This is a genomic window from Xanthomonas vasicola (assembly GCF_000772705.2).
GTDB lineage: Bacteria > Pseudomonadota > Gammaproteobacteria > Xanthomonadales > Xanthomonadaceae > Xanthomonas > Xanthomonas vasicola.
The window spans coordinates 18300-41214 of sequence record NZ_JSBW02000008.1 but is presented as its reverse complement, the minus strand read 5'-3'; the positions used below and the strand labels follow the sequence as shown (position 1 = coordinate 41214).

At 61.9% G+C, this 22915-nt stretch carries 20 protein-coding genes and 3 tRNA genes; 16 read left to right on the top strand and 7 right to left on the bottom strand.

Features of this window, described 5'->3' with window-relative positions; translation table 11 throughout:
* Positions 1-411 precede the first annotated feature (411 nt).
* The 3 genes from NX05_RS02010 to NX05_RS02000 all read right to left on the bottom strand — a co-directional run bounded on the left by NX05_RS02010 (position 412) and on the right by NX05_RS02000 (position 2508).
* Positions 412-1059 carry a response regulator gene (locus tag NX05_RS02010; protein WP_003489223.1) on the bottom strand — a complete coding sequence of 216 codons (648 nt, stop codon included), beginning with the start codon at positions 1057-1059 and terminating at the stop codon, positions 412-414.
* A 222-nt stretch (positions 1060-1281) separates the two neighbouring features.
* Positions 1282-2043, bottom strand: coding sequence for a sulfurtransferase (locus NX05_RS02005; protein WP_010378771.1), 762 nt, complete (start codon positions 2041-2043; stop codon positions 1282-1284).
* Between the two features lie 99 nt (positions 2044-2142).
* Positions 2143-2508: a DUF6164 family protein gene (locus NX05_RS02000; RefSeq protein WP_039431398.1), complete on the bottom strand. Its 366-nt coding sequence runs from the start codon at positions 2506-2508 to the stop codon at positions 2143-2145.
* Positions 2509-2566: 58 nt separating this feature from the next.
* Between NX05_RS02000 and NX05_RS01995 the strand changes: the two genes are divergently transcribed.
* The gene (locus NX05_RS01995) at positions 2567-2998 is read left to right on the top strand and encodes an FKBP-type peptidyl-prolyl cis-trans isomerase (protein WP_026112482.1); all 432 of its coding nucleotides are present in this window, start codon (positions 2567-2569) and stop codon (positions 2996-2998) included.
* A gap of 10 nt (positions 2999-3008) precedes the next feature.
* Positions 3009-4268 (top strand): TIGR03862 family flavoprotein, encoded by a 1260-nt coding sequence (locus NX05_RS01990; RefSeq protein ID WP_039431351.1) that lies wholly within the window; start codon positions 3009-3011, stop codon positions 4266-4268.
* Here NX05_RS01990 and NX05_RS01985 read toward each other — a convergent pair.
* Positions 4252-5544: a nucleotide sugar dehydrogenase gene (locus NX05_RS01985; protein WP_039431353.1), complete on the bottom strand. Its 1293-nt coding sequence runs from the start codon at positions 5542-5544 to the stop codon at positions 4252-4254. The genes NX05_RS01990 and NX05_RS01985 overlap by 17 nt on opposite strands.
* A gap of 139 nt (positions 5545-5683) precedes the next feature.
* On the opposite strand from NX05_RS01985, the gene NX05_RS01980 reads away from it, so the two are divergent.
* A tRNA-Leu gene (locus NX05_RS01980) sits at positions 5684-5767 on the top strand.
* A gap of 372 nt (positions 5768-6139) precedes the next feature.
* On the opposite strand, the gene NX05_RS01975 is transcribed toward NX05_RS01980, so the two are convergent.
* From NX05_RS01975 to NX05_RS01965, 3 genes are all read right to left on the bottom strand, one after another.
* A tRNA-Gly gene (locus tag NX05_RS01975) sits at positions 6140-6215 on the bottom strand.
* 82 nt (positions 6216-6297) lie between these two features.
* Positions 6298-6371 (bottom strand) — tRNA-Cys (locus tag NX05_RS01970).
* Between the two features lie 443 nt (positions 6372-6814).
* The gene (locus tag NX05_RS01965) at positions 6815-9451 is read right to left on the bottom strand and encodes an AAA family ATPase (RefSeq protein WP_039431354.1); all 2637 of its coding nucleotides are present in this window, start codon (positions 9449-9451) and stop codon (positions 6815-6817) included.
* Between the two features lie 895 nt (positions 9452-10346).
* Here NX05_RS01965 and NX05_RS01960 point away from each other — a divergent pair.
* The 13 genes from NX05_RS01960 (at position 10347) to NX05_RS01900 (ending at position 22752) form a co-directional block, all read left to right on the top strand.
* A complete protein-coding gene (locus NX05_RS01960) occupies positions 10347-10559 on the top strand; it encodes an AlpA family transcriptional regulator (RefSeq protein ID WP_015471948.1) in 213 nt (70 codons plus the stop codon).
* 46 nt (positions 10560-10605) lie between these two features.
* On the top strand, positions 10606-11481 hold the full coding sequence (locus tag NX05_RS01955; protein ID WP_039431356.1) for a ParA family protein: 876 nt from the start codon (positions 10606-10608) through the stop codon (positions 11479-11481).
* The gene (locus tag NX05_RS01950) at positions 11465-11725 is read left to right on the top strand and encodes a hypothetical protein (protein WP_015471950.1); all 261 of its coding nucleotides are present in this window, start codon (positions 11465-11467) and stop codon (positions 11723-11725) included. The genes NX05_RS01955 and NX05_RS01950 overlap by 17 nt, the downstream gene beginning before the upstream one ends.
* Positions 11718-13361, top strand: a complete 1644-nt coding sequence (locus NX05_RS01945; protein WP_039431359.1) for a ParB family protein — start codon at positions 11718-11720, stop codon at positions 13359-13361. Before NX05_RS01950 ends, NX05_RS01945 begins: the two co-directional genes overlap by 8 nt.
* A 15-nt stretch (positions 13362-13376) precedes the next feature.
* Positions 13377-13937, top strand: a complete 561-nt coding sequence (locus tag NX05_RS01940) for a DUF2857 domain-containing protein (protein ID WP_011269741.1) — start codon at positions 13377-13379, stop codon at positions 13935-13937.
* A 3-nt stretch (positions 13938-13940) separates the two neighbouring features.
* Positions 13941-15167, top strand: coding sequence for an STY4528 family pathogenicity island replication protein (locus NX05_RS01935; protein WP_039431361.1), 1227 nt, complete (start codon positions 13941-13943; stop codon positions 15165-15167).
* A gap of 321 nt (positions 15168-15488) precedes the next feature.
* Positions 15489-16244 (top strand): PFL_4669 family integrating conjugative element protein, encoded by a 756-nt coding sequence (locus NX05_RS01930; protein WP_039431363.1) that lies wholly within the window; start codon positions 15489-15491, stop codon positions 16242-16244.
* Complete coding sequence (locus NX05_RS01925; protein WP_011269738.1) at positions 16241-16774, top strand: DUF3158 family protein; 534 nt, start codon at positions 16241-16243, stop codon at positions 16772-16774. The genes NX05_RS01930 and NX05_RS01925 overlap by 4 nt, the downstream gene beginning before the upstream one ends.
* A 73-nt stretch (positions 16775-16847) precedes the next feature.
* On the top strand, positions 16848-17288 hold the full coding sequence (locus tag NX05_RS01920) for a single-stranded DNA-binding protein (RefSeq protein ID WP_039431365.1): 441 nt from the start codon (positions 16848-16850) through the stop codon (positions 17286-17288).
* 279 nt (positions 17289-17567) lie between these two features.
* Complete coding sequence (locus tag NX05_RS01915) at positions 17568-19580, top strand: DNA topoisomerase III (RefSeq protein WP_039431367.1); 2013 nt, start codon at positions 17568-17570, stop codon at positions 19578-19580.
* 534 nt (positions 19581-20114) lie between these two features.
* Complete coding sequence (locus tag NX05_RS01910; protein ID WP_425521327.1) at positions 20115-21581, top strand: DNA cytosine methyltransferase; 1467 nt, start codon at positions 20115-20117, stop codon at positions 21579-21581.
* A gap of 544 nt (positions 21582-22125) precedes the next feature.
* Entirely contained in the window at positions 22126-22338 is a 213-nt protein-coding gene (locus tag NX05_RS01905; RefSeq protein WP_015471956.1) for a hypothetical protein, read from the top strand.
* A 21-nt stretch (positions 22339-22359) separates the two neighbouring features.
* Positions 22360-22752, top strand: a complete 393-nt coding sequence (locus NX05_RS01900; RefSeq protein ID WP_011347483.1) for a hypothetical protein — start codon at positions 22360-22362, stop codon at positions 22750-22752.
* The last annotated feature ends 163 nt before the right edge of the window (positions 22753-22915 follow it).

The window sequence follows — 22915 nt, the reverse complement described above, 5'->3', positions numbered from 1 at the left end:
CGCTGGCTGCTGCGCTGGATCGCGTTTTTGCGTGCCTGGATGCGGGCGATGGAATGGCCATCCTTTAGCCACGTGCCGCTGTCACAGACGGCACGGGGCGCTTGAAGGGGATTTTTCAGGGACAACTAACGAGCATCGTTACGGAAAAGCCGTTTGTAGGCAGCGCGTCGACATGCTCGGCGTCAATGCTGAAGGAGCACGCCGCCTGCATTCGGCGGCAGTCACACAAGGAAGGCCGGTGCAATTGACGCATCTAATTGATGCATCTCTACGCGTTGGTTCAATCCAACTGACGCCGCTGAAGGGCTGATGCACCCCATTTACCAGTAGGTGATGCGCTGCTCTACGCGCTGTGGTTCAACCTGACCCACCGTGCGACGCAGACGCTTCGCCACGCCCTAGGGCAACGGCTCACAACACCCTGGAGGGATCGGTCAGACCGTACTGGTTGGCCAGCCGTGCCAGCGCAATGTTGTCCTGGATGCCGACCTTTTCAAACAGGCGCGCTTTGTGCGTATTGATGGTCTTGGCGCTGAGGTTCAAGCGCTTGGCGATGTCTTCCTGGCGCAGGCCCTGGGTCAGCAACAAGGCCACTTCCAGTTCGCGTGGCGACAACGCATCGAACGGAGAACCGCCACCTTCCAGATTGGATAGCGCCAGGTTCTGCGCGATCGTATTGCCGAGATAGCGCCGCCCCAGGGCGACTTCACGTACCGCGCGTAGCAGCTCGTGTGCGTCGCCGCCCTTGCCCACATAGCCGGACGCACCAGCTTCGAGCAGACGCTTGGGTAGCGGGCCGTCTTCGAGCACGGAGACGATGATGACGCGGGTGCCGTAATCGCCTTTGACGATACGCTCGGTAATTTCCAGGCCGCTGACACCAGGCAAATGCAGGTCGCACAGCACGATGTCCGGCTTAAGCTGACGAATCTGCGGCAGCGCGGCTTCACCGCTTTCTGCCTCGCCCACCACATCGACGTCCACTTCCTTGGACAGAATCATCTTCATGCCGGTACGCACGAGTGCATGATCGTCGATCAGAAAAACTCTGATTGTCATCCTTGTTGTCCTCGCTAGCTGCTGGCTGGTGCAGCCTATCTCCGTGAATAATTCAGGGCAAGCTCGATGCGACGTATTACTTTTGAGTTAGAGCATCAAAAGCATCACTAGAGCATGCGTGACGTGCGCGTAGCGCGATGTCGCAGTACGCGATGCTGCGACGTGTATTGATGATGCAGGCGCTCGCATGCCCGATGCATCGGGAAACCCAGTCGCGCTCGGTCAGATTTTCCCTGTTTCGACGGGGCGTTCGGCGTCCACCAAGGGCCTCAATTCCGGATCCAGCGCAATGCGTTCGTCGAAGACGAAGCAGCGGCCGTCGTAGCCTTCGCCACCAACCTCTTCGAAATAGCCCAGAATTCCGCCCTCTAACTGCAGCACGTTGTCCATGCCATCGGCCTGCATCCATAGCGCGGCCTTTTCGCAGCGAATGCCGCCGGTGCAGAAGCTGACCACCGTGGCATCGGCCAGCGCGGCACGATGTGGTTCAAGCGCGCCAGGCAACTCGGTGAATTTGTCGATGGGTAGGGTCAACGCATCCTGGAACGTGCCGTACGCCACTTCCTGCGCGTTGCGTGTGTCTAACAGCACCAACGGGCGGCCGCGATCATCCTGCCCTTCCCGCAGCCACTCGCGCAGCACGGCAGGCGTCACCGAAGGCGCACGACCTTGCAGTGGCGATGCATCGCCGCGCCGAAAGCTGATGATTTCCGGCTTGATCTTGACCTTGAGCCGTGCGAACGGCTGATGCGCACTCTCGCTATACTTGATCCGCATCTGCGCAAAACGCGCATCTGCCTGCAGCCAGGCGTAAAACGCGCTGATCTGCTCGGCATCGCCGGCCAGGAACAGGTTGATGCCCTCCTCGGCAATCAGCACCGACCCTTTCAGCGCCTGCTGCTCGGCTTGCGCGAGCACACTTACCGCAAGTGTCTGCGGATCCTGGATGGTGACGAACTCGTAGGCAGCGGTATTGGTAATCATGCCGACATTTTAAAGGCGCAGTCAGCCGCTAGCGAGCACTGTGCGTGGAGGTGCGACCCGGTGCAACAGCAACCGTGCACTCCACATCACGCCACGCGTTCAGCCGCGCAAGAGCAGAAACGGCAGCAACACCAGCGACGCGACCACCAACATGCCGATCAGCGTGACGAGCACAAACAGCGGACGCCTGCGCAGCAATGCACCAAAGGTCTCCGCGGTGCCGGCTGCAAGCTCCTGCTGACGCTGAGCGCGGGCAATTGCGCCGCGTTGCGCCTGGTAGGTATCCATCGCGGCCTTGGCGCGTGGATAGTCGCCATCGTCGCTGAGCCAGATACCGCCGGCAGAAATTCCCCAATTGCTTGGGCGCGTTTCATAGATCTGCACCCCCTGCTCGCGCATCAGTGCACGCACCTCGTCGGCTTCGTCGTCGGGAACATTGCGCAGATTGAGCAGCAGCTTGGCCATGCCGCGATGATAACGGGAGCCAGGTGCGATAATGCCGCCTTTCTTCATGGACCCTGCCATGCGCCTTCTGTCGACGCTCTGTGCCGCCCTGTTGCTCGCAAGTTGCGCGCCCGCCCTGCCGCCCTCCGGTGGCACCATCGCCAGCTTCGAGCGGATCGACCGCACGGTCGGGACCGGCGCAGTAGCAACGCCGGGCGCGATGGTCACCGTGCACTACACCGGCTGGCTGTACGACGAAAAAGCCGCCGACAAACATGGCAAGAAGTTCGACAGCTCGCTGGATCGTGCCGAGCCGTTCCAATTCGTGCTGGGCGACCATCAGGTCATCCGCGGCTGGGACGATGGCGTAGACGGCATGCGTGTCGGCGGCAAGCGCACCTTGATGATTCCGCCCGATTACGGTTACGGCGATAACGGCGCAGGCGGTGTGATTCCGCCCGGTGCTTCGTTGGTCTTCGATGTGGAATTGCTGGGCGTGCAACCGCGCTGAGTGCCGAACGATGACGGGTTCGAACATGCGGCGGCTAGCCGTGATCGGCGGCGGGCCGGCCGGTTTGATGGCGGCAGAAGTGGCCTGTGCTGCAGGCTTGGCAGTGGATCTGTACGAGGCCAAGGGCTCGGTGGGGCGCAAGTTTCTGATCGCCGGCAAAGGCGGTTTGAACCTCACCCATTCCGATCCGATGCCGCTGTTTGCACAACGCTATCGCGAGCGCCAGCAGCCGGTTGCAGCATGGTTGCAAGAGTTCAACGCAGAGGCGCTGCGCGACTGGGCACGCGGGCTGGGGGTTGACACCTACGTCGGCAGCTCCGGCCGTGTCTTTCCGATGGACCGCAAGGCGGCGCCCTTGCTGCGCGGTTGGGTGCGTCGGCTCAAGGAACAGGGCGTCGTATTTCATGTGCAGCACCGTTGGTTGGGCTGGAGCGAGAACGGCGCATTCCGTTTCGATACACCCACCGGCGCGGTCGAGCGCAACGCAGATGCCGCCGTGTTGGCGCTGGGAGGTGGCAGCTGGCCGCAGCTGGGTTCCGATGGTCAGTGGCAGGCTGCATTGCAGCAACACGGCATCGCGGTTGCGCCCCTGGTGTCGGCCAATTGTGGATTCGATATCGAGTGGAGTGCGCACTTCGTGCAGCGTCATGCAGGTGCTCCGCTCAAGCCAGTCGTTGCACACTGGCAAGACCGCAATGGCTTGCAGCATGCATTGCAGGGCGAATGCGTGGCGACCGCGAACGGCATCGAGGGCAGCCTGATTTACGCCATGGCCGCGGACCTGCGCGAGCAGATCGAAGCGCATGGCGTTGCCGAACTCGTGCTAGATCTGATTCCCGGTCGCTCACTTGAGCGTGTGCACACCGAACTAAGCCAGCCACGCAAGGGACGCACTTTCAGCGAGAATTTGCGTCGCCAGGTCGGCATTGATGGCGTCAAGGCCGCCCTGCTCTACGAACATCTCGGCAAGCAGGCGGGCGACGATGTTGCATTGGTCGCACGCACGCTCAAGCAGTTGCCGCTGCGCTTGTTGCGAACGCGCCCGATTGCCGAAGCGATCAGTTCGGCAGGCGGCGTGCGGTTGGAAGCGCTGGACGATCAGCTGATGGCACTCGCGCAACCTGGCGTGTTTTGCGCTGGCGAAATGCTCGATTGGGAAGCGCCGACCGGCGGCTACCTGCTCACTGCCTGTTTCGCCAGCGGCTTACGCGCTGCGCGTGGCGCGGTGCAGTGGTTACAGCAGGATGGACGCGCTACAGACGATCGCTGACCGCCGCACGCGGCCACACCGATTTGACGTCATAGACCACCGCGCCGGGTTTGCCGAGCGCGGCAATCCGCGCGACGTCGTAGTCGCGATACTGCGCATGCGCCACTGCCAGTACCACGGCGTCGTAGGCGCCGTCTTCGGGCGTCTCGCAGAGCTGCACACCGCCATGCTGCAGCGCCTCCGCCGGCTCTGCCCAGGGGTCGCAGGTGTCCACTTGCATACCCGCCGCCTGCAGCAGCTGTACCAACTCCAGGGCGCGGCTGTTGCGTAGATCCGGGCAGTTCTCCTTGAAGGTAGCGCCGAGCACCAGCACCCTCGCCTGCGCGAGCGGGACGCCCTGCATGGCTAGCATGCCGCAGACGCGCTCGGCCACATGGCGGCCGACACGGTTGTTGACCTGCCGCGCGGTGTGGATCAGGTCCGGGTGATAGCCCACGCTTTCGGATTTGTGCATCAGGTAATACGGATCCACCCCGATGCAATGCCCACCGACCAGGCCGGGACGAAACGGCAGGAAATTCCATTTGGTTCCTGCGGCTTCAAGCACATCGAGCGTGTCGATTCCCAGCTTGTCGAAGATCAACGCCAGTTCGTTCACCAGCGCGATATTGACGTCGCGCTGGATGTTCTCGACCACCTTTGCCGCTTCGGCCACGCGCATCGACGGGGCGCGCCAGGTGCCAGCGGTAATGATGCTGGTGTACAGCGCATCGACCGCATCAGCTGCCTCGGGGGTCGAGCCAGAGGTGATCTTGCGGATATCGCGCAGACGCCGCTGGCGATCACCGGGATTGACGCGCTCGGGGCTATAGCCGCAGAAGAAATCGTGGTTGAAGCGCAGCCCGGAGGCTGCTTCGAGCAAGGGTACGCAGACTTCTTCGGTGGTTCCCGGGTAGACCGTGGATTCGTAGATCACCAGATCGCAGGGCTTGAGTGCAGCGGCGATCAAGGCAGTGGCGCTGCGCAACGGCTCCAGATCCGGTTGCTCGAAGCTGTCGATCGGCGTCGGCACAGTCACGATGAAAATGCTGCACGTGGCCAGATCGGTCGCATCTGCGGTGTAGCGCAGCTGCGTTGCCGCAGCCAACTCGGTATCGTCCAGTTCCAGCGTGGCATCGTGGCCATCGCGCAATTGCGCTACACGCTGCGCATCGATGTCGAAGCCCAGGGTGTCGCGCTGCTCTCCGAATGCAACCGCGAGCGGCAGGCCGACATAGCCTAAGCCGATGACGGCGATGCGCCCTGGTGGCGGTGCGAGAAGCGTTTGGCCGGACATGCGGTTCCTTGAATGGTACGCAGCCGGTGGCGGCGCGCTGTGCGGCGGCAGCATAACGCAGGCCGCAGGGAGCCAGTCAGTGCAGGAAGTCCGCCACAAAGATTCACAATCGCCGCGCAATCAGGCACGCTATCGCAATGCCCGGGTGGCGAAATTGGTAGACGCAAGGGACTTAAAATCCCTCAGCTGTGAGGCTATGCGGGTTCGACCCCCGCCCCGGGCACACTTTTATGAGGCAACAAAGTCAGCGTACGCTGCAGTGGCCTTCGAGCCGCGCGACTTCTTGCGTATTTCGATGCACGATCATTCGCATCGTGCAGCCGGTTGATAGTTGCCTGTCGCCAGATTGCGTCGTCGATAACCACGCGGGCTCAACCTCGCTTACGCGATTTGTCTCAACGCGGCCATCTACCCGCATTCCTTCAAAGCGCTTGAGTAGTGGGTGCATGTATACGCACTGGAATGAGCATTCACCAGCGGACACCTTGGCATCATGCTCGGTATTCGCAGCAGACACTCACGACACAAACGTCCCCGACCAACATACGCTGCAACTAAAAACCCTGGATATCGCGTGATATCCAGGGTTCGAATTTGGAGCGGGAAACGAGACTCGAACTCGCGACCTCAACCTTGGCAAGGTTGCGCTCTACCAACTGAGCTATTCCCGCGTGGAGCAAAATTGTACAGCTTGTCACTTCGTTGCGCTAGCCCTACTGTCGTTCCCGACTGCAGAAAACAGCGCATGCGATGTGGAGGCCTGGGCCGGAATTGAACCGGCGTACGCGGATTTGCAGTCCGCTGCATAACCACTCTACCACCAGGCCGAAACATCAAAACCCAAGGCATCCTGCCTTGAAACAACGAGACCCCTGACACGGGGCCTTGTCTACATCTGGAGCGGGAAACGAGTCATGCTTTAGAGCGCTAAGTCGTTGATTCCCAATTACTTTCTTCGCCTCGGTGCTTAGCGAAGGCCTGAATTCTAGCCTTGTTTTTCGCCCTATGCAACAAAATTCGTCCAAGGACTTCCATCAAGGTTCAAGGACTGCCATCCGCGTCGTCGCAACGGACGCAGAGCACAGTCCCCTGCCACAGGCCACTACAGTAACGCCGTTTGCACGAACCAGCAGCGCCGGGCGGCTCCAGCACGGGGCCTGGCCGTCGCCGCCCTTGAGCTGACCGGCCGCGCTGCGTCGCCTTCAGGCTGGCCTGCAAGGTCTTGAGCCCGTCCTGCGCCGGCAGCGTGGCCGCTTGTGGCGCAGAAAATCTAAACGGCATACGCAGGCGGCGCAACGACCGGAGCAACCTTGCGATTCTTGGATATCTCAACGCTGCGTTTATCAATCTGCACGCGCCACGTTTCCAGCGCCATGATGTCGACGAGCAGTTCGTCGGGGTCAGGGATGGCAACACCCCCCAGAAGTGCCTTGTCATGCGCGTAGTTCGAGCACTTCGTCATGCCTGCGTTCACTTGCGCGTAATCACCGTCTTCGACGACGACACCTGCCAGTCGCTGCGTTTCCACGCCTTTGCGGAAACGCAGGATGACTCCGCGCAGCAGCACCTCCTCGACGGCGCGCTCCCACGCCATGCGCAACCGAAAATATGCATCGACGGTCTGCCTCCGGTGTTCTTGCTCTTCGCCGTCCTTGTGTAGTTTGACGATGGCCTGGTGCTGAACCTTCAAAACGCCGATCCGCTTGCTGACATTCTTTCCTTCAAACGGCAGCTCCGGATCGGCAACCCCGAATCCCTCAGCACGTCGAGTCAAGCTCTGCGTGGCAATCGGCGTACCGGCCAGCTTTGCCTCCTCTGCGAGAAGACAAAGGAAATAGATGTCGTGCGTGAAAACGATCACTTGGCGCTGCGCAGCTTCGACGGCCAAGCGCTTTGCCACGCGTTCCCGCCGACGATGATCGAGTGAAGACACCGGATCGTCGAACACGATGCCGCCCTTGCTGCCGCTCAGTCCGACTTCGGCCAGGAAGGCAGCGATTGCCACAGCGCGTTGCTCGCCCTCGCTCAAGATGTCGCCGGGGCTTCGGCTCTGCGGTAGTTCGAGTTTGAGCTTGTGCAGGGCCTTGCCTCTGTCGGCACGACTCTGAAGCGAAACACGCAGCGTACCGACACCCAACGCCTTGAATTCGCGGTTCAATGCTTCGGCCAGTTCCTTGGAAACCACCTTTTCCGCCAACTCCGAGGCCTTCAGCGAGATGGCGTTGGTCTTGACGGCCGAAAGACACTTCGCGAGTTTCGCCTGATGGTTGAGTTTTTCGACCGCTGTGACCACGGCGTCCTTGACCTGGCTCAGCCGTACACGCGCATCGAGTTCGCCAAACTGCTTTTGAAGTGCCGCGCGCGCCTTCTCATCCGACGCTTTCTCCAACGTCTCGGCCTCGGTGTGCAGCTTGTCGGCCAGCGCCTGGAGCCGCGCAGCCGGGGTGACCAAGGGCTGATCGATGCCGTCCCACTTGTGCGACAGCACCGCTGCCTTGATGGCTTCCTGGCGAGCAGTCAACAATGTCTCGAATGCTTTGGCGTCAGCGGCAAGCTGTGGATCCAGGACTTCGATTTCGCTATGGGTCACATCGTCAAGACTCAACGTCATGACATGCGCGATGAACGGCTTGTATTCGGCGTACAGCGCTGTACGGCGCGCCTGGGATGTTTTCTCGGCCTCCTGCTGGATGAAGGACTCGAAGCGCAGCATGCGAGCCGCGCCTTCGCCGAGAGGTTGCTGACACAGTGGGCAGGGTGCTTCAGCGCCCAGATCGGGGAACGCATTATCCGGGTGAGACTCGACCGCGAACTTGCGGGCAGCATCGAAGAGTTCACGCCAGACCTCGCCGCCGGTGCCTGGCAGCAGGTTCTCGCCTTCCTTAAACTGCTTCGCCGCGAGCGCGGCTGCCGCCTGCGCCGTGCGGTAACTGTCCGCCAGGTCGCGCAGCTTGGCGGCGACCACTGAATCCACCAGCGCCCCCTTGTTCGTGGCATTCGTCGCGATGGCCGACACGCGACGAGCGCGCAGGCGCAACTGGATTGCTTTCTCCTTCGGGTTGTTCTCTTTCAGGCTCTTGTCGAATGCGACGTGCTGGGTCAGTTCTTCAGGTGTGAGCGTAGCAAGCGCATCGACCTGAGCAGTAGTCGTCTTGGCAGACAGCGATGCGATCAACTTGCCGACGAGCGTGTCGCCCTGCAACGGCACGAATGCCGTGAGGTCGGCCGCGAACTGCGCAAGCTCGGTTTCGATCGAAGTCTTCAACTGCTTGCAGATCTTCGCCAGTCCTTCGAACACGTCCAGCCCATAGGGTACGTAGGAAAAGTCGTCTTCGTTGTCTAGGTAGGCACGCGCGCAGCGCGAATCGAAGATGGCGAATGACGACAACTCGGGAGGCGCAGCCTTTCCATGGATCCAGTGCGCATCCTTAGCAACGCCGTCTACGGCAATCTCGAAGGCAGCCTCCGGAGCGCCAGCCTTGCCGACCGGCAGATTGGCATTTGGATGTATGGATTCTCCCTGGTCGCGTGCACGGCAGGCCCGCTTGAGCACGCGCGAGTACCCGGATTTCCCCGAGCCATTGTCACCGTAGATGACTGTCATTCCCGCCGCGCCGAATGGCAGATGCTGGTGCTCCGCGATCGCGTTGACGTGGCGCATGTTCTTCATGGCGCGCAGTTCAACGTGCGTCGTCGCCTTGACGGGCACGGGGATCTGATCGGCCGTGAGTGGTTTGGGCTTGCGGTTCTGGGGGTCAGGGATGCCGTATGCCGTCTTGAGCAGCGCGAACAAATCGTCCTGATCCTCAACTGTCAGCGTCTGCTTGGCCAACAAACGTGCGACCGCGTCGCTTTGCCATGTGGCCAGCCCCTGGGTCCAGCCCAGTATTTCCTGCAGTATCGACATGTATCTCCTCCAGTCGTTGCCATTGCTTTTCTTCTTCGGCATGCGTCTACGAACACGACCATTGAGTTGCATGCATCAGGGTCATGGCAGCACATTTGGAAACATTATGGCGTCAGGCTGTCGGTCGTTGCCCCCCCCGCGCCGGGCTGCGCCCGTACCTACATGCCGATTCACGTCTGGACGTCCCCGGCCAATAAGGCGGCCAGCTTAATGGGATCCCCTAAATTTCAAACAGCTACAGCCAACCCCGGCAGAGCCGGGGTGAACTCCCTTGTGCGTTAGGGCTAATCAGGAGAAGAGCTGGGCCGCATGGCCGCAGGCCTCCGGTCAGATGGCCTCCGATCGGGAGCGACACAGAGAAGCTTCAAACAGCACATCACTGCTGGATGCTATCTCGATATATCAAGATGCCAAATCAAGCATGAAATGCTCGGATTTATCTACATTTAACTGAGCATTGAGCAGGCCCGTGCACCCTGTGAAACCTCGGCGATATCAGACCATATCGAATCGGTCTTGATGAACTTGACGCTCCCCATGACGCTCGCATCATGAACCCCGATATCGAGCGTGCTTTTTCCTTGCTGGTCGACGGGCCGGCCACTGTTCGAGTTTCGCACACCGAACAGGAGAGGACTACCTGTTGCAGATGCCAGGTTTTGTCCATCCACGTTCTAGGCATGAGCCACGGGCATAACCACACAACAGCCCTTAGTGGAACAACCATAGCACAAGTTCGCCAATGTGCAGATGGATGTACGTAGAGCAGACGCGTGACGATTTCCAGCATGTATGCGCAATCGCGGAGATTGCATTTGCAATGTCTTTCCGCAGCCATGTCTATTGAATGGAGCTCACGCCAACAAACGCCACTGAGCGTTCAGGAGTGACCGCCATGTCGCAAGCACCTGTATTGCCACCGCAAGAGCGCCGCATCCTGCGGCTTGATGAAGTCGAAGCGAAGTCCGGGTTCAAACGCGCCCACATCTACAACCTGATGAAGAAGCGCCAGTTCCCGCAAGCGCTGCGCCTGGGCGTGCGTGCGGTGGGCTGGGATTCGGTTGAGATCGACCAATGGATCGCCGAACGCCTCAACAACCGGACCTGATCCGCTCCCCTCCTCGGATTTCCCCATCCTTCAGACGGAGAGCGCCATGCAGGTTGTATCCATCATCTCGACCAAGGGCGGCGTTGGCAAAACGACCACAGCCGCCAACCTCGGCGGGCTCGCCGCGGACGCGGGGCTGCGCGTTCTGCTGCTCGACCTCGACGTGCAGCCAACGCTGTCATCTTACTACGAATTGGCCCACCGCGCCCCCAGCGGCATCTACGAGTTGTTGGCATTCAACGAGCGCGACTTGGACAGGCTCATTTCGCGCACGATCATCGTGGGCCTGGATCTGGTGCTCTCTAACGACCATCGGGGCGAGTTGAGCACCTTGCTTTTGCATGCACCGGATGGGCGCCTGCGTCTGCGACACCTACTGCCGATGCTGGCGCCGCTCTACGACTTAGTGTTGATCGACACCCAGGGCGCGCGCTCCGTTCTGCTCGAGATGGCGGTGCTTGCCTCCAATCTGGCCCTGTCTCCGGTCACGCCCGAAATACTTGCAGCCCGCGAGCTACGGCGCGGCACCATGCAGTTGCTGGAGGACATCGCGCCGTACCGACACCTCGGCATCGAACCACCGCCGCTGAACCTGCTGATCAACCGCGTCCACACCGTGTCCGCTAACGCGCGGCTGATCCAGCAGGCCTTGCGTGATCTGTTCCAAGACCATGCGGAAATCCGCGTGCTTGACACCGACGTACCGGCCATCGAAGCCTATCCGCGTGCCGCGACCCGTGGCCTGCCTGTGCATCGTGTCGAGCATCGCCAGCCACCGGGCAGAGTTGCGCCCTCCGCGCTCGACACCATGCGCGCGCTCGCCGGCGAATTGTTCCCTGAGTGGCAAGACAGATTTGTCCACGTATCCGGCCGTCCATCGCGTCCTCTTGAAACCGGGAGGCATCATGGCGAACGCACATGAACTGGCCCGTGGCCACAAGCGGCTGCGCGCTCTGATCGAGTTTGCTGTGAGCGAAGGCTGGCACGTCAAGCGCACACCTGGCGGACACCTCAAGTTCACCAAGGCCGGCTGCGCGGCTATCTACACCAGTTCAACCGCAAGCGACCACCGGGCAACCCTCAACGCCCGCGCGCAGATACGCCGTGCAGAGCGCGAGGCTCACATGGCACGGGCTGCTAACGCCGAGGGACGCGGCCATGGCTGAGATGACGTCCCAGGACATGGCCGGCAAGCTGCTTGCAGCTGGGTTCGAGCGCAGCGGCCCATCGGCCACGGCCTTGAGCGACCCAATCGCCGACACCCCGATGGTTGTGACGTTGGACCAGTTGCGGCCTTACGACCACGATCCCCGCAAAAAGCGCAACTCGGCTTACGATGAAATCAAGGCCTCCATACGAGAGCGCGGCCTGGATGCGGCACCAGCCATCACACGCCGTCCTGGCGACACGCACTACATCATCCGCAACGGTGGCAATACAAGGCTGGCGATCCTGCGTGAACTCTGGGCAGAGACGAAGGACGAGCGCTTCTTCCGCATATCGTGCCTGTTCCGGCCCTGGCCTGCGCGCGGAGAAATCGTTGCGCTGACCGGACACCTCGCCGAGAACGAGCTGCGCGGCGGCCTCACGTTCATCGAGCGCGCCTTGGGCGTCGAAAAAGCCCGCGAGTTCTATGAAGAGGAAAGCGGCGCCACACTGAGCCAGTCCGAACTGGCCCGCCGCCTGGTCGCCGACGGCTACCCCGTACAGCAGTCGCACATCAGCCGCATGGCCGATGCGGTGCGTTACCTACTGCCCGCGATTCCGACCGTGCTCTATGGCGGTCTGGGCCGCCACCAGGTCGAGCGACTGTCGGTCATGCGCAAGGCCTGCGAGCGCACCTGGGAGTACTATGCCAAAGGCCGCTCCCTTCAATTGGACTTCGACAACTTCTTTCAAGAGGTGCTGTCGCAGTTCGACACTCAGGCTGACGAATTCGCACCTCAGCGGGTGCAGGACGAGCTGATCGGTCAAATGTCCGAACTGCTGGGCGTCAATTACGACGTGCTGGCCTTGGACCTGACCGAATCCGAGAACCGCTACCGTGTGCTGGTCAGCGACCCGACTCCGCCGTCGGCTCCACCTGCGTTGCCTGAGCCCGGAGCCATCGCGCGGTCGCCCGCCGGACCGGCGCCGTCCACCGATACGCCTTCGCCAACTACAGCGCGATCAGCGAGCGGCCCGCTCACGGGCGAGAATGATGCGACCGCTGGCAATGCATCCGAAGGAAGCCCTGCGGCAACGGCTGGAGAGCTGCTGCAGGAGCATATCGTCTCGCCGGCACCGACGACAGAGCGGCTCCAGTCCATCCAGCGGATGATCGCGGACCAGTTGGGTGATGCTCTACCGCCCGACTTCTCAGCCCGCGTATTGCAGTCGATCCCGGTGCAAGCCGGTGGCCTCTATCCCATCTCCGACGTCTGGTACATCGATCCCGGCCTGGAAGCGCCCGACCGGCTGCGCATCCATATCGCGCAATTCGCGCGCGAGATCGCCGGCGAGGCGGATTTGGACGAGTTCATCGAGGACCGTCCCGACGGCATCGGGTTCGCATGTAGCGCCCAGGCCCCTTTGCCGCGTGGACACGCCGTGCTGGCGCTGCTGGGGTCTCTGTCCGGTCAGCAGCCGACCGATACCAGCCCCTACGGGCAATTCGTCACCGATCTGCCGGCACTGCTACACGGTCAAGGCGATGTCACCAAGCGATTGAGCGATACCGCGCTGGTCAAGTTGTTCCGGTTGCTGCGGCTTGCCCGACGCCTGCTGGATTTGGAAGCCGGTGCCAGGGCTCCCGATTCTTGAACGAGGAAGGCGAGCATGTCTGCACCACACCCCCTCAACCAAGCTGTCATCGCCCAAGCACTCTACGACCTGCGCAATGGGCAATTGCGTCGTTGCAAATCGATGGGATTCGGTGAGGAAGAGCTTGATGCGCTCAAGCACCCAGTGCTGATCAGCGTTCTGGCAAACGCCAGCGTCTCGTGGTGCTCCGTAACGGTCAACCGCGAAGTGCTCCTTCGGCTACTAAAGCAGGCTCAGGACGTGGAGAAGGAAATCGCCACGGTTGATCGCATGCTGAGGTTGGCAGCAAGTACGGAAATGGTGAGCCGCTTCTACGGGCTGACCCATCAGGAGGTCGCCCTTCGCCGCGAAGTCCTTGGTCTGCCCAAGCGCAAGGGGCGCCATGCCGTTTTAGACGAAGCCCAGGACACGGAGTTGTGGCGGCAATGGAAGGCCGTGACCAGCAGCAGAAACGTCGATCTGGAGGACGACACCTCGATTCTCGATGCGGCCATGGACCTGGCAGAAGGCATGTCATTGCCGCTGTCGGTGGTCTGGGCGGCGATCAAGAAATGGATCGACCAAGGATTGGGATGACCCATGGCCGTGGATGAAACAGCACCGCGAACACCACGCCAAGGCCCAGTAGCCCTCGCCGATTTGTTCGATAGTGCGCTGAAAGACCTTGAGCCTAAACCTAGTGTGCCTACGCCTGCTCCTATCCCTACATGCGGGGACGGTTTCCTTTTCAGCGGTAACCGGCACGAGAGCGTGCCGCGGCGCCTGTTCCTGGATCGTCGGTTGACGCCACTGGAACGTAATGCCTGGCAAGTCTTCCGGCTGATGCTCAACAACGACGGCGTGACGGCGTTCCCCACCTATGAGCAATTGCGCCCCTGGCTGGCATCGATGCCCAACGCAGGAAAGGCTTCGCATGAAACCGTAGCACGTGCCTTGACGCTGTTGCGCCTGACACGCTGGTTGAGCCTCGTGCGCAGGCGCCGCGATCCCAAGACCGGACGCATCCTCGGCAACCTCTATGTGCTGCACGATGAGCCCTTGACCCCATTCGAGGCTATGCAGCTTGACACCGACTATCTGGAGCTGGTCAGCCAGTCACTGGGCCATTCTGCGAAGGCCGTGCAGATGGTGGGGCTCAACACCCTCAAGGAAATCGAGGAAGACCCGCTGCTGTCCGGCCGCACGTTGCCGTCGCGGTTGCAGGTGCTTGCCGAACGCCTTGCCCAACAGGGCATCGCTGCCCCCGAGAGTTATCCACAAGAAGACGCCACCCATGATTCCGAAGAAAGGGTTTCGAACCTTCTTCGGAATGGCGAACAGCATTCTTCGGAATCCGAAGCAGGGCTGGAACCCACGCCGGACGGTGCTCTTCGGAATCCGAAGCAGGACCGTACTGTACGTAGTAAAAGTAATAAAGAAATACGTACTACCGCGCGTGAACATGGGCATGTGCGCGCGATGCCAGGTGTTCGCATGCCTGATCGCTTCCTGAGCCTGAAGGAAGAGCAGCAGGCCGGCGCACTGGTGGCGTTACAGCAGGTCGATGCGCCATTGAGGCAAGCCGTACTGGATGAATGGGCGGATCGCTGTCGAGGCTCGACCATTCGCAATCCCGCAGGGTATTTGTTCGGCATCATCCAGCGCGCTATCCGGGGCGAGTTCAATGCATGGGCCAAGCAAGTCGGGACGGCACCACCGGTACCTGCTGCGTATGATCGGCCACCGGAAGCACCACGTAACGTGGTTCCGACCGAAGTGGCTCTGCAGCACATCGAACGGCTGCGCGAGCTTCTGCGTAAGGCCTGACTTTTCGGGGCCGCAAGGTCATGAAGAAGATGCCCATAGCCGTCAGTAGCGCTATCCCCTGGGGATAGCCGCGCGGAGGTTCAGGACGGCAAACAGGTGTGGGCAGGCATCGGGATGCCATGCACTGGATCATATGTGTGCGATCTGTCCTTGGCGAACAGCGTTCCTTGGCGCGCCATGGAGCTATCCCCTGGGGATAGCTCGTGCCGCTCGCAGCGGCCACAACTTAAACCAGGGCTTGGCCAATTTCGGTTTGTTGACTGACTGCCTTCCGCTGCATGCCGATGCTGACCGCTCCTTTTCCAAAAGCGAACGGACACCATGGCAACCAATGAACCTTTGCAATTGAATCTCGGCTCACTGCGCAGCGCGATGTCGCTGACGCTGCATACCCATCACGCTTCCCGCATCTGGCATGGCCGCGCTGCCGCCGAGGGGCGACCGGGCATCGTAGGCCTGAACGGCTACATCGCCGTGATGAACAAGATGAAACGCGGCTCGGAGCAGGACGACCCGTACAGCGACTGGTGGATGCTACGCATCGAGGAAAAACTCGACCAGACCAAGGCCACGCTGCAATCGCTACGCGAACAGGTGGACCAGGCACTGGCAGACGTCCCCGCCGCGTTGAGCCTGGGCGAAAACCTAAACGTGCAGCCGGTTAAGTTGCCTCTCTTCGTTAACGCCCAGCTCGGCTTTGCCGCAGTCTATCTCCTGGCCGATTACGACGACATCGCCCGCAAGCTGATCCTCGCCCATCACACCGCACTCATCGACCGCAGCACACTGGAGCGCTGGCTCAACGAGGGCGCACATGCGCTGCGCAGCCTTTTCAGCCTGGCACAGCAATACCGTTACTCGGGCTGCACCCGCGATGATTTCGCGGCGAAGAATGCGGCGGCGCGGGTCGCGATGGACAAGTTTGGCGAGCTGCCGCAGGACGTACTCGAAGGCACGCGACGTTCGAAGTTTTCGCCGCCCATCGCGCGCCAGGGTCTGCAACAGCGCAGTGTGATTTCTGCCGTAGCCGTCCTCCCTGGCGAAGAGGCCAACACCGACGGGGACCAGTCGGCATGAGCGATCAGGATCAGGACCGGCCCACCCTCTACTTCCAAAGTCTGCAACAGACGGCCTTCATGAGGCTGGAACACGCAGCCTCTCTAAAAGGCCTTTTAAAGCCTTTTAAAGGTAAGGGGACATTGGACACATGGGCCAGCCAGTGCTTTGCCATGCGCGACGAGTTGATGGCCCTGGCGCAGCGGCAGGTGCTGCCACAGGCGTGTGGGCATCCCTTCCACCTGCTGTCCATTGAGCTGGCCCAGCAGTCCACTGGCGCAGGCACGGCCTTTCTGCGCTGGCGCAGGCACGACAGGTCGGCCATGGGCGTAGCGCTGTGGCAGGAACTGATCGCCAGCACCAACACGCCGGTCAACCTGCTGGCCGATCTTCATGCGATCGAGCTTCAGCGCATCACGTTGAACATGCAGATCAGCGTGCTTCACACCCTGGGCAGGCAGGCGCAGGAATGCGCAAGCAAGGCCGGCGAAGCAGATGCCGTCTATCTGCACCGGCTCACATCCCTCCCCGCCGCAGTGCGCAATCAGTGATTGCGCCGGGCATCCCCACACGCGCCCGGGGCCGATGAGGCACGGGTATTTCAACCACCACGGAGATTGCATCATGAGCACGCATTTTTGGGGCGAAGGCAACGTCGGCTCGCCACCCGAGTACCGCGAATTTCCCAACGGAAACGATGAACCGCGCCGGCTGCTGCGCCTGAACGTTTACTTCGACAACCCCATTCCAAGAAAAGATGGCGAGTTCGAGGATCGCGGAGGCTTTTGGGCGCCCGTCGAACTCTGGCACCGCGATGCCGAGCACTGGAAGGATCTTTACCAGAAAGGCATGCGCGTGCTCGTCATCGGCCGCATGGAGCGTGAACCGTGGACGGACAACGAGGATCAGCCACGCGAGACCTGGCAGATCAACGCACGCAGCGTCGGCATCCTGCCCTACCGCATCGAATCCGTGGCCCTCAGTCCGAAGCCGCAGGAGGCAGAGCCGAAGCCCCAAGCCGTCCAGGAATCGACTCCACCGAAAGACGCGAAGCGCAGGAAGTGAACCAGCATGGAGGGCGGCGGTGCAGTTCTTCGCCGCCTTCCATTCACCCGCAAGCTATCCCCAGGGGATAGCTCCATCGAAGTCCACCGACTTCCACGCGCTCTCGCCAATCGCAGCTCCCGGCCGCCACATCTGCACCCACACTCGATCCCCACCCAAGCCATTCCATCCCGTGAAAGTGGTCGCCACCGCATGCGGCTTGTTTGCTGCTGCTCTTGGTAGCGCTCGGCATCCTCGATTCCAGCAACTCAATGAACCACGGAAATCGGGTGGACGGACATGCGGCTGTTCTTGTGCGAGAAGCCTTCCCAGGGCAAAGACATTGGCCGGATTCTCGGCGCCACGCAACGCGGTGAAGGCTGCCTCAACGGTTCCGGCGTCACCGTCACCTGGTGCATCGGCCATCTCGTAGAGGCGGCGGCACCCGAAGCCTACGACGAACAGCTAAAGCGCTGGTCCATTGAGCAGTTGCCCATCATTCCCCAGCGTTGGCAGGTCGAGGTCAAACCGAAAACCGCCACGCAATTCAAGGTCGTCAAGGCGCTACTGGCGAAGGCAACACAGCTTGTCATCGCCACCGATGCCGACCGCGAAGGCGAACTGATCGCCCGCGAGATCATTGACCTGTGCGGCTACCGCGGCCCCATCGAGCGGCTGTGGCTGTCGGCACTCAACGATGCGTCCATTCGCGCCGCGCTAGGCAAGCTCCGGCCATCGGCCGAGACGCTGCCGATGTACTACTCGGCACTAGCGCGCTCGCGTGCGGACTGGCTTGTGGGCATGAACCTCAGTCGGTTGTTCACGGTGCTGGGTCGGCAAGCCGGCTACGACGGAGTGCTGTCGGTCGGTCGCGTCCAGACCCCGACGCTCAAGCTGGTCGTGGACCGCGACCGCGAGATCGCGGCCTTCGTGTCCGTGCCGTACTGGGCCATCGACGTGTACCTGACCACAAGCGGCCAAGCCTTCACCGCGCAGTGGGTTTCGCCCGACACCTGCACCGACGACTCGAGCCGCTGCCTGCAGCAGCCGGTGGCACAGCAGGCGGCGCAGCAGATCCGCGCCACCGGCAGTGCCCAGGTTGTCTCGGTCGAAACCGAGCGCGTGCGTGAAGGCCCGCCGCTGCCGTTCGACCTGGGCACCTTGCAGGAGTTGTGTTCCAAGCAGCTTGGGCTGGATGTGCAGGAAACCTTGGACATCGCTCAGGCCCTGTACGAAACGCACAAGGCCACGACCTATCCGCGTTCGGATTCCGGCTACCTGCCGGAGAGCATGTTTGCCGAAGTCCCCATAGTCCTCGACAGCCTGCTCAAGACCGATTTCTCGCTGCGCCCGATCATTGACCAACTCGACCGCACACAACGATCACGCGCTTGGAACGACGCGAAGGTGTCCGCGCACCACGGCATCATCCCGACGCTCGAACCGGCGAACCTCTCGGCCATGAGCGAGAAGGAACTGGCGGTGTACAAGCTCATCCGGGCGCACTACCTCGCGCAGTTCCTTCCTCACCACGAGTTCGATCGCACAGTGGCGAACCTCTCTTGCGGCCAGCAGACGCTGACGGCCACAGGAAAGCAGGTGGTCGTCAAGGGCTGGCGCCTGGTGTTGGCCGAACCGCAACCCGAGGAGGATAGCGACACCGCGGCGCGCAGCCAGGTGCTGCCCGCGCTACGCGAGGGCGTGTCATGCCAGGTAGCAGATGTCGATCTGAAGGCGCTCAAGACACAGCCATCTCGACCCTACACGCAGGGCGAATTGGTCAAGTCCATGAAAGGCGTCGCCAAGCTGGTCTCGGATCCGCGCTTGAAACAGAAGCTCAAGGATACGGTCGGCATCGGCACCGAAGCGACACGGGCTAACATCATCAGCGGCCTGATCGCACGCGGCTATCTCATGAAGAAGGGGCGCGCGATTCGCGCCTCGGATGCGGCATTCACCCTCATCGACGCCGTGCCCGCAGCGATTGCCGACCCCGGGACCAGCGCCGTATGGGAACAAGCGCTAGACATGATCGAAGCGGGACAACTCACGCTGGACGTGTTCATCGGCAAGCAGGCCGCATGGATTTCGCAGTTGATCACGCAGTACGCCAGCGCGTCCCTGTCAATCAAGGTTCCCCATGGGCCGGTTTGCCCGCAGTGCGGCGCACCCACGCGCCAGCGCAGTGGCAAAAGCGGCCCGTTCTGGTCGTGCAGTCGCTATCCAGACTGCAAAGGCACGCTGCCGGTCGAGTCAGGCACGTCCAAGCGCGTAGCCTCACGCTCGCGCCGTGGCGGCCGAAAAGACTCCTGATCGACCCCGTCCCCCCGTGAGCCGTGCTCACCTTCGGCGGCGCGACTCGTGTCCCGCACGCCCTGCTGGACGCCCAGCGCACAACACCTTCTTGATCCGTGTGCGCGTCCCGCTCAGCCGTCCCCGGCCGCGGGACCTGAAGGTGACTTCTCCACGAATGGCGTCACTTGCGTTCTGCTGATCTGCTTTTCTTCCGCCTATCGCGAAGGGTCCCCCGATGGCTTGCTCGCCCACGCAAGCCATCGGGAGACCCCTTTCGGTCAGCGGTATTCAGTGCCGGTGCCCGCCGGCGCAAAAACGGGCTCCCTTTGTGCGCGGATGTGCGCCAGACGATGCCGGCCCCAGCCACGACATGGGCCGGGTGTGCTTGCTGACAGCAGACGGTTCTTCCGACGACCGGGACTGCCAATCAGCCCACGGGTGGCTTCTTCTTTCCTCCCGAGCCGAAGGCCCTCCGGCCTTCGGCGCCTTTCTCCTGCCCATCAACGTCCCGGCCCGGCCATTGGCCTGGGTCATACGAACAGGAGAGCTGATATGCACCCTCAACCTTGCGCGCCGCTGCTTTACGGCAGCGTGTGCAGCGGCATCGAGGCCGTGAGCCTCGCGTGGCAACCGCTCGGCATTGAGGCCGCGTGGTTCGCCGAGATCGAACCGTTCCCGAGCGCCGTGCTCGCCCACCACTACCCGCACGTGCCCAACCTGGGCGACATGACCATGATCGCCCGCCAGGTTCACGCCGGCACCGTGCCGGCCCCCGACATCCTGGTCGGCGGCACGCCATGCCAGTCGTTCAGCGTGGCCGGCGCGCGCCGGGGACTGGATGACCCACGCGGAGCCTTGACCCTTGCCTATGTGGAGTTAGCCAATGCCATCGACCAAGCCCGTCACCAAAATGACCGCTCGCCGGCCACCCTTGTCTGGGAAAACGTCCCGGGCGTCCTCAGCGACCGCAGCAACGCCCTCGGGAATTTCCTGGGCGCATTGGCCGGAGAAAGCCGTGCGCTCCAACCGCCAGGGGAAAAATGGGCGCACGCAGGTTACGTGTCTGGCCCCAGGCGCCGCATCGCCTGGCGCGTGCTCGACGCTCAATATTTCGGCGTCGCCCAACGCCGCAAGCGTGTGTTTCTTGTGGCAAGTGGTGGAGATGGTTTCGATCCCGCCGAAGTACTTTTTGAGCGCACGGGCCTGCGCGGGGATTCTTCTGCGGGCAGCGCGCCGTGGCAAGAAGCTGCCCGTGCTGCTGGACCAAGCGCTGAAGCATCAGGCGGCTACGCAGGACTGAAACCGTCCTACGGTGAGGTCAAGACGACGTTCGGATTCAGTGGAGGCATCGGCCCTGTCGATGTGGCCGCATGCCTAATGGCGGCTGGCCCCAAGCATGACATCCGCACGGAGACGTTCATGGTGCAGTCGGTCGCCGGCAGCATCACCCACACCCTCGACACCGCCAACGGCGGCAAGGGCAGCAGCGAGGACGGTACGGGCAAAGGTGTGCCGATCATCGCTTTCACCGCCCAGGGCAGCGGCGCGGATGCCACGATGGATCTGACGCCGACGCTGCGTGCAGGCGGGCATCGCAGCAGCCATGCGAACGCAGGTGTCGTGCCTGCTATCGCCTTCGCGCAGAACCACCGCTGCGAGGTGCGCTTCGAGTCGGGCCACGGACAGGTGGCTTGCACCGTGCTGTCCAACGGCAAGCCGGGGTATGGCGTGCCAATGATCGCCTGCGTTGCCCTGCATGATCGTCAGAACGGTCTGGCTGCTGAACTGGGCAGCGGGGCCAATGGGCATGTGCTGGCGCCTGACCACGAGGCGCATTTCCGCTATGACTGGAATGACCCCATTCCAAGGGACTGGTCGCAGTGGCGGGTACGGCGGTTGATGCCCGTGGAATGCGAACGTCTGCAAGGCATGCCCGACGACTACACGCTGGTTCCGTATCGCGGTAAGCCGGCTGCGGACGCGCCGCGCTACAAGGCAATCGGCAACTCCATGGCCTAGCCGTGCGTCGCCTGGCTAGGCCAGCGGCTGGTGCAGTGCTTGCACAAGATGGGATCGATCGCTTCGGATTGATGCACGACGCCGCCAACGGGCCGCGCCATTCTCGTTCCTGTATTGCCGACATGTCGGCAGCCGCCAGGATGTCGAGGCTGCCGTGGGTTGCACCCATGCCACCCGCCAGTTCGTATCTGCATCCGCATCCCTCCGGCGATCCAGCATCACGCACCGTCCTGACAGCCCCGCACGTGTTGCGGGGCTTTCTTTTTTTCCACTTTCGCCAATCGGGGCTGTGCCGGGTTCCGATTCTCGGCTGACGTGGCTCGCCTCGCACATCAAGCTGCCCGCATGTGTCGCTGATCCGTCAGCACCATGCCAGCAGCCAGGGTTTCCAGGCTGCCGCGGAGTTTCTCCGCGCTACCCGCCAGTCCGCCATCGCATCGAGTCTGCGGACGCGCGTCCTCGTGATGCCGGTGCTTTTTTTAACCGCTAGCGGGAGCTTCCATCCCGTTAGGGACAGGGCCCCGCTTTTCCTAGGAGCCTATCCATGTCCCAGCAAGCCTCTTTCAGCCAATTGGCTTTGATCTATTGCGGCAAGTTACTGCCGCTCGAAGTCCTGCAGAGCGCCGCAGGCCACTACATCGGCACACGCAATAGCGAGGGACCCGTTTCGCGGGAATCTCGCGAGTACTTCCGCAGCTACGCCGCGGCTCAACGTGTCCTCGAAAGTGGCGGCTGGTCCCAGCTGGCCAATCCCTGATCCAACTAGAGGAGCCACATCATGAACCCACATCTGCCTCTGGAAATCGTCGGTCAGATCATGCAGGAAGTGCAGCATTTCGCTGATGCGCCCCAAGCCTTCTTCGAGGCGTGGAAGCGTGGCGTCGAGATCGCTGGCGCCGAGTGGTTCGGCGAGGGCACCCCTGAAGGCCTGAACCAGGCCAAGAGCAAATGGGATTTGCGTCCCAACGTGCTGCGGATCAACGACGCCCTCGGCGTCCTGAGCAGCGGGGAACGCATGTTCCTGTCCGCCATGGTCAGCTTCTACAACGCGCGCGATGGCGGTGCCATGCTCAAGCGCTGCCACTTCCACGGGCTGTCGGATTTCGACGGTCTCGACCTGGAACGCCGCAAGGTCATCGCCGATCTGCTGGTGAACTACAGCGGCTGGTGAGCATCTTTCCGGCATACCACTACTTTCTCGTCCCCCCAATGAGGAACATGCGCCCGCAAGGCCCTGTTCCTCATATTTTGTCCCCATCACCCAGCGCCACTAGCCTTGGGCTATTAGCAGGATATTGACCGTCTTGATCTGCTGCTTGGGTCAGACGCTACAG

Coding starts and splice junctions, on each gene's coding strand:
- NX05_RS02010 (WP_003489223.1), bottom strand. CDS start 1,059: ATGACAATCAGAGTTTTTCTGATCGACGATCATGCACTCGTGCGTACC.
- NX05_RS02005 (WP_010378771.1), bottom strand. CDS start 2,043: ATGATTACCAATACCGCTGCCTACGAGTTCGTCACCATCCAGGATCCG.
- NX05_RS02000 (WP_039431398.1), bottom strand. CDS start 2,508: ATGGCCAAGCTGCTGCTCAATCTGCGCAATGTTCCCGACGACGAAGCC.
- NX05_RS01995 (WP_026112482.1), top strand. CDS start 2,567: ATGCGCCTTCTGTCGACGCTCTGTGCCGCCCTGTTGCTCGCAAGTTGC.
- NX05_RS01990 (WP_039431351.1), top strand. CDS start 3,009: ATGACGGGTTCGAACATGCGGCGGCTAGCCGTGATCGGCGGCGGGCCG.
- NX05_RS01985 (WP_039431353.1), bottom strand. CDS start 5,544: ATGTCCGGCCAAACGCTTCTCGCACCGCCACCAGGGCGCATCGCCGTC.
- NX05_RS01965 (WP_039431354.1), bottom strand. CDS start 9,451: ATGTCGATACTGCAGGAAATACTGGGCTGGACCCAGGGGCTGGCCACA.
- NX05_RS01960 (WP_015471948.1), top strand. CDS start 10,347: ATGTCGCAAGCACCTGTATTGCCACCGCAAGAGCGCCGCATCCTGCGG.
- NX05_RS01955 (WP_039431356.1), top strand. CDS start 10,606: ATGCAGGTTGTATCCATCATCTCGACCAAGGGCGGCGTTGGCAAAACG.
- NX05_RS01950 (WP_015471950.1), top strand. CDS start 11,465: ATGGCGAACGCACATGAACTGGCCCGTGGCCACAAGCGGCTGCGCGCT.
- NX05_RS01945 (WP_039431359.1), top strand. CDS start 11,718: ATGGCTGAGATGACGTCCCAGGACATGGCCGGCAAGCTGCTTGCAGCT.
- NX05_RS01940 (WP_011269741.1), top strand. CDS start 13,377: ATGTCTGCACCACACCCCCTCAACCAAGCTGTCATCGCCCAAGCACTC.
- NX05_RS01935 (WP_039431361.1), top strand. CDS start 13,941: ATGGCCGTGGATGAAACAGCACCGCGAACACCACGCCAAGGCCCAGTA.
- NX05_RS01930 (WP_039431363.1), top strand. CDS start 15,489: ATGGCAACCAATGAACCTTTGCAATTGAATCTCGGCTCACTGCGCAGC.
- NX05_RS01925 (WP_011269738.1), top strand. CDS start 16,241: ATGAGCGATCAGGATCAGGACCGGCCCACCCTCTACTTCCAAAGTCTG.
- NX05_RS01920 (WP_039431365.1), top strand. CDS start 16,848: ATGAGCACGCATTTTTGGGGCGAAGGCAACGTCGGCTCGCCACCCGAG.
- NX05_RS01915 (WP_039431367.1), top strand. CDS start 17,568: ATGCGGCTGTTCTTGTGCGAGAAGCCTTCCCAGGGCAAAGACATTGGC.
- NX05_RS01910 (WP_425521327.1), top strand. CDS start 20,115: ATGCACCCTCAACCTTGCGCGCCGCTGCTTTACGGCAGCGTGTGCAGC.
- NX05_RS01905 (WP_015471956.1), top strand. CDS start 22,126: ATGTCCCAGCAAGCCTCTTTCAGCCAATTGGCTTTGATCTATTGCGGC.
- NX05_RS01900 (WP_011347483.1), top strand. CDS start 22,360: ATGAACCCACATCTGCCTCTGGAAATCGTCGGTCAGATCATGCAGGAA.